Genomic DNA, 15346 nt, shown 5'->3' with positions numbered 1-15346 from the left:
TCGCGGTAGCGCCGGACGAGCAGCTTCAGGAAGGACAGCAGCGAGTCGGGGTCGTGCCGCTGGTCGGCGACGTTGACGAACTCGGGGGCGAAGCCGCCGTCGACGACCGGGCCGGGCCGCCGGCCGGGGTCCTCGACCGTGGAGAAGCCGCCGTGCGGGCCGGAGGTCCACTGCATCGGCGTCCGGACCGCGAGCCGGCCCTCGGCGTCGAGGTCCTCCCCCATGCCGATCTCCTCGCCGTAGTACAGCGTCGGCGTGCCCGGGAGGGAGAACAGCAGGCTGTAGACCATGCGCACCCGGCGCGGGTCACCGCCCATCATCGGCGGCAGCCTCCGCTTCAGGCCCCGGCTGTAGAGCTGCATCTCCGGCTCGGGGCCGAAGGCGGCGAAGACCTCCTGCCGGTCCTTCTCGCTCAGCTTGTCGAGGGTGAGCTCGTCGTGGTTGCGCACGAAGGTCGCCCACTGGCAGTCCTCGTGGATCGGCGGTCGCGCCTTGAGGGCCCTGGCCAGGGGCCGGGCGTCCTCGCGGGCGAGGGAGAGGTACATCGACTGCATCGTGATGAAGTCGAACATCATGTTCAGCTCGTCACCGGCGCTGCCCCCGAAGTACCGCTTCTGCTCCTGGTGCGGCAGGTTGACCTCGCCGAGCAGGATGCCGTCGCCGCGCCGCCGGCCGAGGAAGGCCCGCAGGGCCTTGAGGTACTCGTGCGGGTCGCCCGGCACGTCGTCGCCCGCGGTGTCGACGTCGGCGATGAGGACGGGCACGGCGTCGACGCGGAAGCCGGCGATCCCCACCTGGAGCCAGAAGCCGATCGACTTGGCGATCTCGTCGCGCACGGCGGGGTTGGCGAAGTTCAGGTCGGGCTGGTGCTTGTAGAAGTGGTGGAGGTACCACTCGCCCGTCTTCTCGTCGGGCTCCCAGATGCTGTCCTCCTTGTCGGGGAAGACGACCTTGTCCTTCGTGTCGGGCGGTGGGTCGGAGCGCCAGACGTAGTAGTCGCGGTAGGGGTTGTCCTTGCTGCGCCGGGCCGCCTTGAACCACGGGTGCTGGTTCGACGTGTGGTTGACGACGAGGTCGGCGATGACCCGGATGCCGCGGTCGTTCGCGGTGCGGATGAGCTCGACGAGGTCGCCGAGGTGGCCGAGCCTGCTGTCGACCCCGAAGAGGTCGGTGACGTCGTAGCCGTCGTCGCGGTCGGGCGTGGGGTAGAAGGGCATCAGCCACAGACAGGTCACGCCGAGCTCGGCCAGGTAGTCGATCCGCTGGGTGAGCCCGGCGATGTCGCCGACGCCGTCGCCGTCGGAGTCGAAGTAGGTCTCGATGTCGACGCAGTAGATGACGGCGTTCTTCCACCACAGGTCGCTGGTGTTGGACAGGCGCGTGGTCACGGGGCCTCCTCAGGCGCGGCGCAGCTCGGGCAGGACGTGCTCGCCGAAGGCGGCGATGAAGGCCTCCTGCTGCTGCCCGACGTGGTGCAGGTAGATCTCGTCGAAGCCGAGCTCGGCGTACTCCGCCAGCCAGGCCCGGTGCTGCCCGAGGTCCGGCGAGACGTTCACCGGGCCGCGGACCTCCTCCGGCTGGACCTTCTGCCACAGCACGTCGAACGCCTCGGCCGTCTCGATGTCCCACGAGATCGGCGGGCCGAAGACGTTGCCGCCCCACTGCTCGTGCGCGATCGCCAGGGCCTCCTCGTCGGTCGCGGCGAACGACAGGTGCACCTGCAGCGCGAGCGGCCCCGTGCCGCCGGCACCGCGGTAGGCGTCGACGATCTGGCGCAGCGTCTCCACGGGCTGGTTGACCGTCACGAGGCCGTCGGCCCAGGCCGCCACCCGGGCGGCACTCTCGACCGAGACCGCCGGGCCGATGAGCGGCGGCACCGGGTCGGGCAGGTCCCACACCCGCGCCCGGTCGACCGTGACGAGGCCGTCGTGGCTGACCTCCTCGCCGTGCAGCAGGCGACGGATGACGTGGACGCACTCCTCGAGGCGCTGGGTGCGGACCTCCTTGCGGGGCCAGCCGTCGCCGGTGATGTGCTCGTTGCTCGCCTCACCGCTGCCGAGCGCCACCCAGAACCGCCCGGGGAACATCTGCCCCAGCGTCGCGATCTTCTGGGCGTGCACCGCGGGGTGGTAGCGCTGCCCGGGTGCGCTGACGCAGCCGAGACGCAGCGACGTGGTGGCGAGCGCCGCCCCGAGCCAGGCCCACGTGTAGCCCGAGTGGCCCTGCTTCTCGCTCCACGGCGAGAAGTGGTCGGAGCACATCGCCATGTCGAAGCCCGCCTTCTCGGCGTGCTGGACATCGGCGAGCAGCCGGCGGGGGCTGATCTGCTCGTGGCTGGCATGGAAGCCGAACCGGGTCATCGCAGGTCCTCCACGGGCAGGTCCGCCGGCGAGGCCTCGTGCCCGTGCCGGCCCTTGGTGCGCTCGCGCTCCTTCATCTCGGCCTCGTAGACGTGTTGCTGCCCGCCCATGAGCTCGTCGCGCACCAGCTTCTCGATGCGCTGGAAGTCGGCGTAGTACCCGGCGTCGAACGCCTCCACGATCTGGAACGTCCACATGCCCGGCAGCACGTTGCGGCCGACCATCTCGCGGTCGATGGTGTCGGCGAGCTCGTCGTGGCCGGCCCTGCGCAGCATCTCGACGGCCTCGCCGAGCGCGAGGTCAGCGGTGCCCACCAGACGGTGCAGGCCGTAGAGCCTGCCGCGGACCTCCTCGATGGCCTCGAAGGCCTCGCTCACCTTGCCCACCGCCGCGACGGTGGCGGCGGTGGCCCCCTGGGGCCTGCGGTCCAGTGCGTCACTGCTCATGGGCCCAGTCTGGTGGGGACGCCCTCTCCCCGCGCGACGACGAACCGGGGGTGCGCCGCCTGCTCGCGGCACACCCCCGTCCGACGTCAGAGGTGCTCGGCTCAGGCGGCAGTGACCTCCGCCGGCCGGACGACCAGCGAGTCGAGGGCGTCGTCGCGGTCGACCACGACGGTGTCGCCGTCGCGGACCTCGCCCCCGAGCAGGGCCTTCGCGAGGCGGTCGCCGATCTCCTTCTGCACCAGGCGCCGCAGCGGCCGGGCGCCGTAGGCGGGGTCGTAACCGGTGAGCGCCAGCCACTCGCGCGCTGCCTCGGTGACCTCCAGGGTGACCCGGCGGTCGGCGAGACGGGTCGCCAGCTCGCGCACCTGCAGCTCGACGATGTGGCCGAGGTCCTCGGTGGAGAGCGGGTCGAAGACGACCACCTCGTCGAGCCGGTTGAGGAACTCCGGCTTGAAGGCCGCCCGCACCGCGCCCAGGACCGCCTCCTTCTTGTCTGCCCGCGACATCACCGGGTCGATGAGGAACTGCGAACCGAGGTTCGAGGTCAGCACGAGGATCACGTTGCGGAAGTCGACCGTGCGGCCCTGGCCGTCGGTGAGCCGGCCGTCATCGAGCACCTGCAGCAGGATGTCGAACGTCTCGGGGTGGGCCTTCTCCACCTCGTCGAGGAGCACGACGGAGTAGGGCCGGCGACGAACCGCTTCGGTGAGCTGGCCGCCCTCCTCGTAGCCGACGTAGCCGGGCGGGGCACCGATGAGCCGGGCGACGGCGTGCCGCTCGCTGTACTCGCTCATGTCGATGCGGACCATGGCCCGCTCGTCGTCGAACAGGAAGTCGGCCAGGGACTTGGCCAGCTCCGTCTTGCCCACGCCGGTCGGACCGAGGAAGAGGAACGAGCCGGTCGGCCGGTTCGGGTCGGAGATGCCGGCCCGGCTGCGGCGCACGGCGTCGCTGACGGCGCGGACGGCGGCCTCCTGGCCGATCAGCCTGGCACCGATGATCGACTCCATGCTGAGCAGCTTCTCGGTCTCGCCCTGGAGCAGCCGGCCGGCGGGGATGCCGGTCCAGGCGCTGATGACCTCGGCGATGTCGTCGGCGCCGACCCGCTCCTTGACCATGGTGTCCTCGCGGACCGTGCCCTCCGCCTCGAGCGCCGCCGCGATCTGCGTCTCCAGCTCGGGGATCTCGCCGAACTCGATGCGCGCGCCCGTCTCGTAGTCGAACTCGCGCCGGGCCTTCTCGAGACGGGTGCGGGCCTCGTCGAGTCGAGCCTTGAGCTCCCCGACCCGGTTGAGCCCGGACTTCTCGGCCTCCCAGCGGGCGTTGAGGCCGGCCAGCTGCTCGCTCTTGTCGGCAAGGGTCTGACGCAGCGCCTCCAGGCGCTCGCGGGAGGCCTCGTCCTTCTCGCCCTGCAGGTGCAGCTCCTCCATCGTGAGCCGGTCGACGGCGCGGCGGAGCTCGTCGATCTCCACCGGGGAGGAGTCGATCTCCATGCGCAGCCGGGAGGCAGCCTCGTCGACGAGGTCGATGGCCTTGTCGGGCAGCTGCCGGCCGCTGATGTAGCGGTCGGAGAGGGCAGCGGCGGCGACGAGCGCGGAGTCCTCGATCTCGACCTTGTGGTGCGCCTCGTAGCGCTCCTTCAGTCCGCGCAGGATGGCGATGGTGTCCTCGACGCTCGGCTCACCGACGAAGACCTGCTGGAAGCGCCGCTCGAGCGCGGCGTCCTTCTCGATGTGCTGGCGGTACTCGTCGAGGGTCGTCGCGCCGACCAGCCGCAGCTCGCCCCGGGCCAGCAACGGCTTGAGCATGTTGCCCGCGTCCATGGCACCCTCGCCGGTGGCGCCGGCACCGACCACGGTGTGCAGCTCGTCGATGAACGTCACGATCTGGCCACCGGAGTCCTTGATCTCCTCGAGCACCGCCTTGAGCCGCTCCTCGAACTCACCGCGGTACTTCGCGCCGGCGACCATGGCCCCCAGGTCGAGGCTCACGATCCGCTTGTCCCGCAGCGACTCCGGGACATCACCGTCGACGATGCGCTGGGCGAGCCCCTCGACCACAGCCGTCTTGCCGACGCCGGGCTCGCCGATGAGGACCGGGTTGTTCTTGGTACGGCGGGACAGCACCTGCACGACGCGGCGGATCTCGGCGTCACGGCCGATCACCGGGTCGAGCCGGCCGTCCCGGGCGGCCTGGGTGAGGTCCGTGCCGTACTTCGCGAGCGCCTCCGCGGTGGCCTCGGGGTTCTCGCTCGTCACCTTGTGGCCGCCGCGCAGTCGCGGGATCTCCGCCTCGACGGCCTTCGCGTCGAGACCCTCGAGGCCGCGGACCTGCCCCTTCTCGATGAGGGCCAGGAGCAGGACGTCGGTGGACAGGAACGAGTCGCCCATGGCCTGCATCAGCGTGGTGGCGTGCTGCAGCACCGCCAGCGCCTGCTGCCCGAGGCCCGGCGTGGCGACGGTGGCGCCGGTCGTCGTGGGCAGCCTGCCGAGCGCAGCACGTGCGGCGGCCGCGACGGCGTCGGCGGACGCGCCGGCCGAGGAGAGCAGGGCCGCGGTCGTGGTGTCCGGCTGCTCGGCGAGCGCGAGGACGAGGTGGGCGGGGGTGATCTCGGCGTGGCCGCCGGACTGGGCTGCGCGCTGGGCGACGGCGAGTGCCTCGCCCACCTTGGCAGTCGGCTTCAACTCCATGGGTGTCGTCTCCTGGGGCGTGGTGTCGTGCGGTGGTTCACGCGGTGCAACCCGCACAAAGTTGAGTGTATTCCGCTCAACTTGCAGCCCGCACGGCCCCCCCACCGGGAGAGCGTGGCCGGTGCCGCTTCCCGGGCCTCAGGAGCCCGTTGAACGGCACACCACCCGCCCCGGCACCCGCCTGCCAGGCACTGCCGCAGCCCTACGGGGCGATGAGGACCCGGTAGCCGCTGGGCAGCTCGCGAGCCGGCACCTGGACCCACCCACGGGTGTAGTCGGGCCGCGGCTCGCGGCCGCGCAGCACCACGGCGACCCGCTCGCGCTCCACGGCCGCACGCAGGTCGGCCAGGGAGTAGGCCTCGTCGCCGGCATGGCGCTGGATCGTCACCGCGTCGCAGCCGGCGACGTAGGCGACCGTCGGCGACGAGGGCCCCAGCAGGGTGCACGGCGGGGCGACCCCGCGCGCGGCGAGGGCGTCGGCCACCGCCACCCAGCGCGTCCGGGAGGCGGTCTGGGCCGAGAGGACGTCCTCGAGCACCCGGTACTGCACCACGGAGTGGGCGGCCAGGGCGACCGCCACCAGGCCGGCCGGGACCAGGCGCAGTCGGCCGCCGCGCGCGGTGCTGAGGCGGTGCAGCGCCTGGCCCACCGGCAGCGCCAGCAGGGCGTAGGCCGGCAGCATGAACCGGGGCGCGGCGTACCCGACGAGGAACAGGTAGGGGAAGGCGAGCACCCCTCCCACCCAGGCCGACAGCAGCGTTGCCTCGGTGGCCCCCGGGGCCGCGGTGCGCCGCTCACGCAGGGCGAGCCACACCGCCGCGACGACGAGGGCGGCACCCACCACCCAGAGCACGACCCCGAAGGCCGGGATGGGCTGGTCCGCGCGGACGCAGGGCCGGCACAGGATCGGCCCGTCGAGCGCCCGGAGCTGGTAGTCGGGCACGAAGCGCTCCCCGGTGCCCTGGGTGCTCAGGGCGCGGTACACCCGCGCCGGGATGCCGCCGTAGCGCAGCTGCGCCTCCACCAGCCACGGGACGGCACCGGCAACGGACCCGACGGCAGCCGGGACCAGCAGCCGCACGGCACGGCGCCGCCACTGCGGATGGGCGAGGACGGCGACACCGAGCGCCCCGAGGAGCGGCGCGACGTCACCGGGCCGGACCAGCGTGGCCAGGCCGACCGCGGCGCCTCCCGCCCACCGCAGCCATGCGGGTGCGAGCCCGAGGGCGTCGCACAGCAGCGCCCCGGAGGCGAACACACACGCCAGGGCGATGGCGACGTTCGGCATCGTCGTCGGCCCGTAGAACACGGTCACCCACAGGGTCGACAGGGCCAGGGCAGCCAGCGGCACCGAGCCGTCCGCGCGGACCCGGAGCCACACGGCATATGCGGCATAGAGACCGACGGCGGCCAGCACGGCGAGGTAGACCCGCAGCGCCTCCGGAGACCCGGTGACCGCCTGGATCGGGGCGACCAGCCAGGACATGCCTCGCGCCCGGGGTGCCGAGAAGACGAGGGCGGGCCGGCGCGGGTCCGTCTGGCTCGCGTAGACCGACTCGTCCCAGCCGAGCGGGACGTCGGCGACGAGGACGACCTGCGCCAACCCGAACACGGCGGCGACCACCGCCAGCCAGACCCGCGCGGGGACGCCCGCCCTCCGCCACACGTCACTCATGCCCATGGGCGCCAAGTCTCTCCGATCAGCGCCTGCCCGTCGTGGAATGCCGCGTAGCGGGGGCGCGTCGAGGCGACGCGGCGACTCGGGCGGCGCCAGGCACCCCGATCGACCGGGCTACCAGCGCATTCCTTTTGCCAAGAATTTACGGTCACGAGGGTCCTGCCTGAGAACTTCTCCGGCTTGGGGTCGCGGAAGCCAGCCCCTGTGGGGTCGGCCCGTCGATACCAGGAGGAAACCCTTGCGAGCACAACGACGTACCGTGACCGCCACCGCGATCCTCGCCGCAGCGGGACTGGCCGTGACCACCCTCGCCGCCGGCCCCGCCAGCGCCGACAAGCCGGATGACCCCGCCAAGATGGCCAAAGCGGTCCGGGTCGAGGCTGTCAACGCACACCTGAAGGCGTTCCAGCGCATCGCCGACCGCAACGACGGCAACCGCGGCGCCGTCTACAACAACACCGACGGAGCCCTCAACGGCACGCTCGGGGGCCCCGCCGACGACTACGCCCCGATCACACCCGACGCGGCCGCCTGAGCCCAACGCTCACAGCCGCACCCGGTGCCCCGGTCCGCAGAGCGGGCCGGGGCACCGGTGCGTCACCATCCGTGTGCGGCAACGGGCAGCGTCGCGTGGCCGCGAGGCACACCATGGCGTCACGGGTTGCCGGCGCTGGCGGGGCCGAGCGGCCGGACCCGAGTTAGCCTGCGGGACATGACGAGAGCCACCCCCACGCCGACCGACCGCGCCCGGCAGGTCGCCGTGACGGTCAGCGAGGTGCTCTGCGTCCTCGGCACCCTCGTGGGCGTCGGGTTGCTCGGGGGGACGCGGGTCGAGGAGTCCTCCGGCGGGGCCCTGGCCGCGGATGCCACGCTGCTCGCCCCCGCCGGTCCGGCCTTCTCGATCTGGTCGGCGATCTACCTCGGCCTGGCCGCCTACACCGTCTGGCAGTGGCTGCCGGACCAGGCGACCGACACCCGGCACCGGCGCATCGGCTGGCTGGCCGCGGCCTCGATGCTGCTCAACGCCGGGTGGCTGCTCGTCACCCGGCAGGGCTGGATCTGGGTCAGCGTCGTCGTGATCGCCGCCCTGGTGGTGGTGCTCGGTGTCCTGGTGCGCCGCCTGACCGAGCGGCCGTCGTACGGCGTCGCCGAGGTCGTCATCGTGGACGGCACCTTCGGCGCCTACCTCGGCTGGGTGTGCGTGGCGACCTGCGCCAACGTCACTGCCGCGCTGGTCTCGAGCGGCGCCGACCCCGGGTCGCCGGCGAGCGAGGTGTGGGCGGTGGCGGTCCTCGTGCTCGTGGCCGGGGTGGGGGTGATGCTCGCCCGTCGGCTCGACGGCCGGTATGCCGTGGCCCTCGCCATCGCGTGGGGGCTGCTCTGGATCGCGGTGGGCCGGGCCACCGACGAGCCGCAGTCGACGGTCACCGCATGGGCCGCCGTGGCCGCCGCGGTCGTGGCCGTCGGGTCCGCGGTGCGGGTCAGGCGCCGGAGCATCGAACCCCTCTGACCACCGCGACCGCGACTAGGCCGTGGGGTGGTCGACGGCCGTGGGGTGCATGCCGGGCCGGGTCTGGAGGGCGAGCCCGGTGACGGCGCGGGCCACCAGCTCCTCGGGCGACAGGGAGACGTCGAGCACGATGCCGGACTCGTCGGGCTGGAGCGGCTCCAGGGTCGCGATCTGGGAGTCGAGCAGCGAGGCAGGCATGTAGTGGCCCGCCCGGCTCGACATCCGCTCGCGGATCACCTCCGCCGACCCGTCGAGGTGCACGAAGTCCAGCGACGGCGGCCCGCCCGCGAGGACGTCGCGGTAGGCACGCTTGAGGGCGGAGCAGGCGATGACCGTGGAGCGCCCCTCGGCGGCCCGTTCGGCCATCCAGGCGGCAAGGTCCTGCAGCCAGGGCCAGCGGTCCTCGTCATCGAGCGGGATGCCGGCGCGCATCTTCTCGACGCTGGCCCGGGAGTGGAAGTCGTCGGCCTCGGCGAAGAGCAGGCCGGTCGCGCTGCTGAGGCCGTGCGCCACCGTCGTCTTCCCGCAGCCCGAGACGCCCATGACCACGACGTGCCGCGTGTGGAGGCTGACGTCGAGCGGCGTGCGGGCCTCCAGCGGGGCGCCGACTCCGGCGGGGGTGGTGGTCACGGAGGCTCTCATCTCGTCGGGGTCGGGGTCAGCGCTGGTCAGCGCTGGTCAGCGGAGGGTGGCACCCGGGGTGTGGCTGGCCAGCAGGTCGAGGTCCGCCCGGGTGGGCGCTCCCTCCCAGTCTCCGCGCGAGGAGACGGCGAAGGCACCTGTCGCCACGGCGCGGGCCAGGCACTCCGGGGGTTCGAGGCCGTCGAGGACGCCCGACAGGTAGCCGGCGCTGAAGGCGTCTCCCGCCCCGATCGGGTCGATGGCGGTCACGGGCACGGCGGGGGCGTCGGCCCTCCCCGCTCGGGTGTGCACGCTGGCGCCGGCGGGCCCGCGCTTGACCGCGACCTGCTGCACGCCCTCGTCGAGCAGGTGGGCGACCGCGGCGTCCTCGTCGCCGGTGGCCACCAGGTCGAGCTCGTCGTCGGACGCGACGACCAGCGTGGCGCGTCGGGCCAGCGGTGCGAGCGACTCGCGGGCCTGGTCACGACTCCAGAGCCGGCCGCGGAAGTTCACGTCGAAGGAGACGAGAGCGCCTGCGGCGCGGGCCGACTCGACCGCCCACGACACGGCCTCTGCCGCCGTCCCGGACAGTGCAGGGGTGATGCCGGTGACGTGCAGGATGTGCGGGGCGGTGCGCAGGGCCTCGGCCACGTCGTCCTTGCCGATGGCGGAGCCGGCCGACCCTGCGCGGCGGTACTCCACCCTTGTCAGGTCGGCGGACCGCTGCTCCACGAACATCAGGCCGGTCGGTCGCATGCCGTCGACCACAGCGCAGCTGGTGTCGACACCCTCGGCCCGCAGCTCGCGCAGCACGAGGCGGCCGAACGTGTCGTCGCCCACCCGGCCGGCCCAGGCGACCGTGTGACCGAGCCGCGAGAGCCCGATGGCGACGTTGGACTCCGCGCCGGCGAGGCGCACGGTCTGCCGACCCCCCTGGACGAGGGGACCGTCCGACCGGAACGACACCATCGACTCCCCGAAGGTCAGCACCTCGACGGCTGGGCGCGTCATCGTGTATGCCGTTCTGCCGCAGTGACGTACGCGCGGGCGCGGCTGCGCAGCGCATCGAGGTCTCCGCCGGAGGCGGCATCGCCGACGAGGGGGCTGCCCACCCCCACACCGATGGCGCCGACCGCGAGGTAGCCGTCGAGCTCCTCCAGGCCCACTCCCCCGACCGCGACGAACGGGATGTGCGGGAACGGGTCGCGGACGGCCTTGAGGTAGGCCGGTCCACCGATCGAGGCGGGGAAGAGCTTCACGACGCTCGCGCCCTGCTGCACCGCGGTCCAGGCCTCGGTGGGGGTGAGGGCACCGGCAGCGACCGGCAGGCCCCGCTCGGCGGCGACCGCGATGGACGGCGTCACGGCGGGGGTGACCACGAACTGGGCGCCGGCGGCCTCGACGTCGGCGACGTCGGCGGCCGTCAGCACGGTGCCCGCGCCGATCTGGGCCCCCTCCGGCAGCTGGGCCCGGACCCTCTCGATGGCCTCACGGGCACCCGGGGTGGTCAGCGAGATCTCGACGAACCGCACCCCCTCGTCGAACAGCGCCAGCGAGGTCGCGACGGCGGCCTCACCGTCCATGCCGCGGATGATCGCCATCACGCGCGCCCGGGTGAGGGCGTCGACGAACGCGCCCGACGGCATACCTGTCGGCACGCTCGTCACCACTCGGCGAACGAGCCGTCGGCGTGCCGCCAGACCGGCCCGCGCCAGGCGTGACCGCGCTTGTCGGCCGCGCGCACCGTCTGCTCGTCGATCTCGACGCCGAGCCCGGGCCCGGTCAGCCGCTCGATGTGCCCGTCCACGAACTGCAGCGGCTCGGTGTCCACGACGTAGTCGAGCACCTCGGCGCCCTGGTTGTAGTGGATGCCGATGCTCTGCTCCTGGATCAGGTAGTTCGGCGTCGCGAACCCGACCTGGAGGCAGGCTGCGAGCGCGAGCGGGCCGAGCGGGCAGTGCGGGGCGAGCTGGACGTCGTAGACCTCGGCGAGCGAGGCGATCTTGCGGGTCTCGGTGATGCCGCCGGCGTGCGAGAGGTCCGGCTGAGCCACGGCGATGCCCGCCTGGAGCACCGGGAGGAACTCCTGCCGGCTGTAGAGCCGCTCCCCCGTCGAGACGGGCGTGGTGGTCGACCTGACGAACTCGCCGATGAGGTGGGAGTTCTCGGGGACGACCGGCTCCTCGAGGAAGAACGGCCGGTAGGGCTCCAGCAGCGGCGCGACGCGCTTGGCGTTGGCGAGGGTGAAGCGGCCGTGGAAGTCGACCGCGACGTCGCCGTGGTGCCCCAGCACGTCGCGCGCCGCTGCCACGCGCTCGACGACGCCGTCGATCTCGGCGACGGTGGCCACCGGGCTCATCCGCCCCGACGCGTTCATCTTCACCGCGGTGAGGCCGGCCTCGACCTGCTCGCGGATGTGGTCCGCGACCTCGGCGGGCTCGTCGCCACCGACCCAGCCGTAGACCCGGATCCGGTCGCGGACCGGACCGCCGAGCAGCTGGTGCACGGGTGCGCCGAAGTGCTTGCCGGCGATGTCCCACAGCGCCTGGTCGAGCCCGGACACGGCACTGGCCAGGATCGGCCCACCCCGGTAGAAGGAGCCCTTGGTCATGACCTGCCAGTGGTCCTCGACGCGCAGCGCGTCCTGGCCGACCAGGATCTCGCTGAGCTGCTCGACCGCGGTGCGGACGGTCTCGGAACGGCCCTCGCAGGTGGCCTCGCCCCAGCCGACGATGCCGCTCTCGGTCTCGATGCGGACGAACAGCCAGCGGGGAGCGACGAGGAAGGTCTCGACCCTCGTGATGCGTGTCATGGACTCAGCCCTTCGTCGCGCCGGCGGTCAGGCCCGAGACGACGTACTTCTGGGCGAAGAGCGCGATGAGCATGATCGGCAGGGTGACGACGGTGGAGGCCGCCATCAGGCCGCCCCAGTCGATGCTGGCGTAGCCGACGAAGTCGAAGATCGCCACCGGCAGCGTCTTGGTGTCGGCGCTCGAGAGCACCAGGGCGAACATGAAGTTGTTCCAGGAGAAGATGAACGACAGGATCCCCGCGGTGGCGATGCCGGGCGTCGAGAGCGGCAGGGTGATCCGGCGGAAGGCTCCGATGGGGGTGAGACCGTCCACCATGGCCGACTCCTCCAGCTCGAGCGGGAGGCCGTCGAAGTAGCCCATCATGATGTAGACGATCAGCGGCAGCGACACGAACATGTGGCTGAGGATCAGCACCGTGAAGCCGCCGACCATCTTGAGGTTCGAGAAGACGTAGTACCACGGAACCAGCAGCGAGACCGCCGGGATGATGCGGGCCATCAGCACGACGAGCGCCGAGCGCCGCATCGAGAAACGGCTCATCGAGTAGGCGGCCGGCACGCCGAGCAGGATCGACAGCGCGGTCGCGGCGAAGGCGACCCAGAGGCTGTTGACGATGAACTGCACGTAGTTCGCCTGCTGGAGCACCTTGTCGTAGTTGTCCCACGTCGGCGTGAAGACGATCGCCTTGTCGGGGTTGTAGATGTCGACGTTGGTCTTGAGCGAGGCGGCGACCATCCAGGCCAGCGGGGCCAGCAGCGCCAGCACCACGACGACCAGGGCGGCGACGCGGAAGACCTTGTACGGAGTGCGGGCTCGCATCAGGCGGCGTCCTTCCGGCGAGTGGTGACGGCCCACATCGAGCCGATGATGATGAGGAAGAAGATGATGAGCACCGCCGAGGAGACGCCGTACTCGTTGTAGTCGAAGCTCAGGCCGTAGGCGTACACGTTGAGCGTCTCGACCTCGTGGAACGAACCGCCGCCCTTGCCCTTGGTGGCGTAGAGGATGTCGAAGGTCTTCAGCGCGTCGATGCCGCGCAGCAGGACCGCCACGACGACGGTCGGCATGAGCAGCGGGAGCGTGACGTGCCGGAAGCGCTGCCAGGCGTTCGCGCCGTCGATCATGGCCGCCTCCTGCGGCTCGTCCGACAGCGACGTCAGACCGGCCAGGAGGATGAGCACGATCATCGGCGTCCACTGCCAGATGTCGATGAGCATCGTCGTCGGCAGCGCGGTCCTCTCACCCGCGAGCCACGGCCACGGGCCGAGGCCGAACCAGGCGAGGAAACGGTTGGCCAGGCCGATGTTGGGGTCGAAGATGAGGCGCCACATCATGCCGACGGCCACGGGGGTGGCGACCAGCGGCAGGAGGATGGCGACACGCACCCACTTCTCGCCCTTGAAGGGCCGCCAGAGCAGCAGCGCGATCGCCATGCCGAGCACGACCTCGACGAGGAGCACCCCGCCGGTGAAGACGACCGTGCGCAGCACCGCCGGCCAGAACCGCTCGGTGTCGCCGAGCACCTCGAGGTAGTTGGCGAAGCCGATGAACTCCGACTCCGCGCGCACCGACCCCTCGGCGTCGGTGAGGCTGAGGTACACCGTCCACACCACCGGGAAGACGATGAGGAGGGCGACGAAGACCATCGCCGGGGCGGCGAACAGCCACTTGCGGTGGCGGTTTGCCCAGCGTGCCCAGGCGGGCGTGCTGGGGGAGGTGGTGAGGCTGGTCTCCCTCGCGGTGCTGGGGGTGGTGGTCGTGGCAGCCATGCGTGCTCCGTCGCGGGTGGTGTCGCGGGTGGTGTCGCGGGTCGTGACGTGGGGGGCCGGGTGGCCCGGTGGCCCGGTGGCCGGGTGGCCGGGTGTGCCGGTGGCCGGGTGTGCCGGTGGCCGGGTGGACCGGTGGGCGGGTGGACCGGTGGCCGGGTGGACCGGTGGCCGGGTGGGCCGGTGGCCGGGCGCCCGAGAGCTCGGGCACCCGGCCGGCCTCACCCGGCGAGGGTGCTACTTGTTCTCGTCGTCCAGGAACTTCTGGAACGCCTCGTTGGCGGCGTCTGCCGAGGCAGCCGCGTCCTTGCCGGTGATGGCGTCGACGATGGGCTGGCCGACGATCTCGCGGGCCTCCGCGACCTTGACCACGAGCGGGCGGTCGTGGCCGACGCCGTTCTTGGACATCGCGGCGTTCGCCTCGACGAGGTCCTTCGGGTAGGTCGCGGTCGCGGCGGGGTCGGAGGAGACCGACGTGCGGCCGCCGGGGACTCCGGCCTTCTCGTTCTCGAGGGTCTGGGCCTTGCTGGTGGCCCACTCGATGAACTTCCAGGCGTTGTCCTGGTTCTCCGAGGACTCGTTCACGCCGAGGGCCCACGACGGGATGTCGTAGGGCTTGGAGCCGGCCGGGCCCTCCGGGAAGGCGGCGAAGCCGACGGTGTCGCTGACCTTGGACTTGGCCGGGTCGGTGGCGTTCTTGTAGAGCGAGTTCGCCTCGGTGTAGAAGGCCGCCTTGCCCTGGGTGAAGATCGCCATCGCCTCGGGCCAGCCCATGTCGGTGCTGACGTTCGCCGGGCCGAGGTCCTTGATCAGGCCGCCGTAGAAGGCGTAGGCCTGCTTGGCCTCGGGGCTGTTGACCGCCGCCTTGCCGCTCTCGTCGACGAAGTCACCGCCGAAGGAGTAGAGGAAGCTGGAGAACTGCGTCACGGCCGGGGACTTGCCGGTGCGGGCCACGAAGCCGGCCACGCCGGGGTTGTCCGCCTTGATCTTGGCGGCCATCGTCTTGAGCTCGTCGAGGGTCTTCGGCGGGTTGGTGTAGCCGGCCTTCTCGAGCAGGTCCTTGCGGTAGTAGAGGACCTCCTGCTCGGTGATGAGCGGGACGCCGACGACCTTCTCCTCGTACGTGGTCGCCTGCACCGGGCCCTGCTTGAAGTCGCTCCAGTCCCACTCCTTGTTGGACTGCGCCTTCTCCGTCAGGTCGGCGAGGTACTTGTTCTTCGCGAAGAGCTTCCCCTCCTGCAGGGGGCGGTACATCATCACGTCCAGGTCGCTCGAACCGGCGTTGAGCTTGACGTTGTACTGGTCGGACAGCTGGTCCTCGCCGAGCTGGGTGATCTCGACCTTCAGGCCGGACTCCTTCTCGAACTCCGGCAGGGCCTTCTTGATGTTCTCCGTCCACACGTGGTTGGCGAGCGTCACGCGCACGGTCTTGGACCCTGCGCTCTGCTCGCCGCCCCCACCG

General features: G+C 71.8%; 14 protein-coding genes. 2 read left to right on the top strand and 12 right to left on the bottom strand.

Annotated elements, in window-relative coordinates; translation table 11 throughout:
* From VIB11_RS00580 to VIB11_RS00560, 5 genes are all read right to left on the bottom strand, one after another.
* The coding region (locus tag VIB11_RS00580) for an alpha-amylase family protein (RefSeq protein WP_332027326.1) at positions 1–1388 on the bottom strand (1388 nt) is incomplete at its 3' end.
* A gap of 9 nt (positions 1389–1397) precedes the next feature.
* A complete protein-coding gene (locus tag VIB11_RS00575; protein ID WP_332027324.1) occupies positions 1398–2360 on the bottom strand; it encodes a TIGR03885 family FMN-dependent LLM class oxidoreductase in 963 nt (320 codons plus the stop codon).
* Positions 2357–2806 (bottom strand): hypothetical protein, encoded by a 450-nt coding sequence (locus VIB11_RS00570; protein ID WP_332027323.1) that lies wholly within the window; start codon positions 2804–2806, stop codon positions 2357–2359. Before VIB11_RS00570 ends, VIB11_RS00575 begins: the two co-directional genes overlap by 4 nt.
* Positions 2807–2907: 101 nt before the next feature.
* Positions 2908–5496: an ATP-dependent chaperone ClpB gene (gene clpB / locus VIB11_RS00565; protein WP_332027321.1), complete on the bottom strand. Its 2589-nt coding sequence runs from the start codon at positions 5494–5496 to the stop codon at positions 2908–2910.
* A 202-nt stretch (positions 5497–5698) separates the two neighbouring features.
* Entirely contained in the window at positions 5699–7177 is a 1479-nt protein-coding gene (locus VIB11_RS00560) for a hypothetical protein (RefSeq protein WP_332027319.1), read from the bottom strand.
* A gap of 256 nt (positions 7178–7433) precedes the next feature.
* Here VIB11_RS00560 and VIB11_RS00555 point away from each other — a divergent pair, with 256 nt between their 5' ends.
* Together VIB11_RS00555 and VIB11_RS00550 are read left to right on the top strand one after the other, a co-directional pair.
* Positions 7434–7709 (top strand): hypothetical protein, encoded by a 276-nt coding sequence (locus VIB11_RS00555; RefSeq protein WP_332027317.1) that lies wholly within the window; start codon positions 7434–7436, stop codon positions 7707–7709.
* A gap of 177 nt (positions 7710–7886) precedes the next feature.
* A complete protein-coding gene (locus VIB11_RS00550; protein WP_332027315.1) occupies positions 7887–8684 on the top strand; it encodes a tryptophan-rich sensory protein in 798 nt (265 codons plus the stop codon).
* Between the two features lie 15 nt (positions 8685–8699).
* Here VIB11_RS00550 and VIB11_RS00545 read toward each other — a convergent pair whose 3' ends face one another.
* From VIB11_RS00545 to VIB11_RS00515, 7 genes are all read right to left on the bottom strand, one after another.
* Positions 8700–9314: a gluconokinase gene (locus tag VIB11_RS00545; protein ID WP_332027313.1), complete on the bottom strand. Its 615-nt coding sequence runs from the start codon at positions 9312–9314 to the stop codon at positions 8700–8702.
* A 48-nt stretch (positions 9315–9362) separates the two neighbouring features.
* Positions 9363–10316 carry a sugar kinase gene (locus tag VIB11_RS00540; RefSeq protein WP_332027310.1) on the bottom strand — a complete coding sequence of 318 codons (954 nt, stop codon included), beginning with the start codon at positions 10314–10316 and terminating at the stop codon, positions 9363–9365.
* The gene (locus VIB11_RS00535; protein WP_332027309.1) at positions 10313–10963 is read right to left on the bottom strand and encodes a bifunctional 4-hydroxy-2-oxoglutarate aldolase/2-dehydro-3-deoxy-phosphogluconate aldolase; all 651 of its coding nucleotides are present in this window, start codon (positions 10961–10963) and stop codon (positions 10313–10315) included. Before VIB11_RS00535 ends, VIB11_RS00540 begins: the two co-directional genes overlap by 4 nt.
* A gap of 5 nt (positions 10964–10968) precedes the next feature.
* Positions 10969–12117 carry a galactonate dehydratase gene (gene dgoD / locus VIB11_RS00530; RefSeq protein WP_332027308.1) on the bottom strand — a complete coding sequence of 383 codons (1149 nt, stop codon included), beginning with the start codon at positions 12115–12117 and terminating at the stop codon, positions 10969–10971.
* A gap of 4 nt (positions 12118–12121) precedes the next feature.
* On the bottom strand, positions 12122–12937 hold the full coding sequence (locus VIB11_RS00525) for a carbohydrate ABC transporter permease (RefSeq protein WP_332027307.1): 816 nt from the start codon (positions 12935–12937) through the stop codon (positions 12122–12124).
* The gene (locus VIB11_RS00520) at positions 12937–13887 is read right to left on the bottom strand and encodes a sugar ABC transporter permease (protein WP_332027306.1); all 951 of its coding nucleotides are present in this window, start codon (positions 13885–13887) and stop codon (positions 12937–12939) included. Before VIB11_RS00520 ends, VIB11_RS00525 begins: the two co-directional genes overlap by 1 nt.
* A gap of 234 nt (positions 13888–14121) precedes the next feature.
* A partial coding sequence (locus tag VIB11_RS00515; protein WP_332027305.1) for a sugar ABC transporter substrate-binding protein occupies positions 14122–15346 on the bottom strand: 1225 nt, incomplete at its 5' end.

It is taken from the genome of Pedococcus sp., from assembly GCF_036554925.1.
Taxonomy (GTDB): domain Bacteria; phylum Actinomycetota; class Actinomycetes; order Actinomycetales; family Dermatophilaceae; genus Pedococcus_A.
This window is presented reverse-complemented; position numbering and strand designations above follow the sequence as displayed.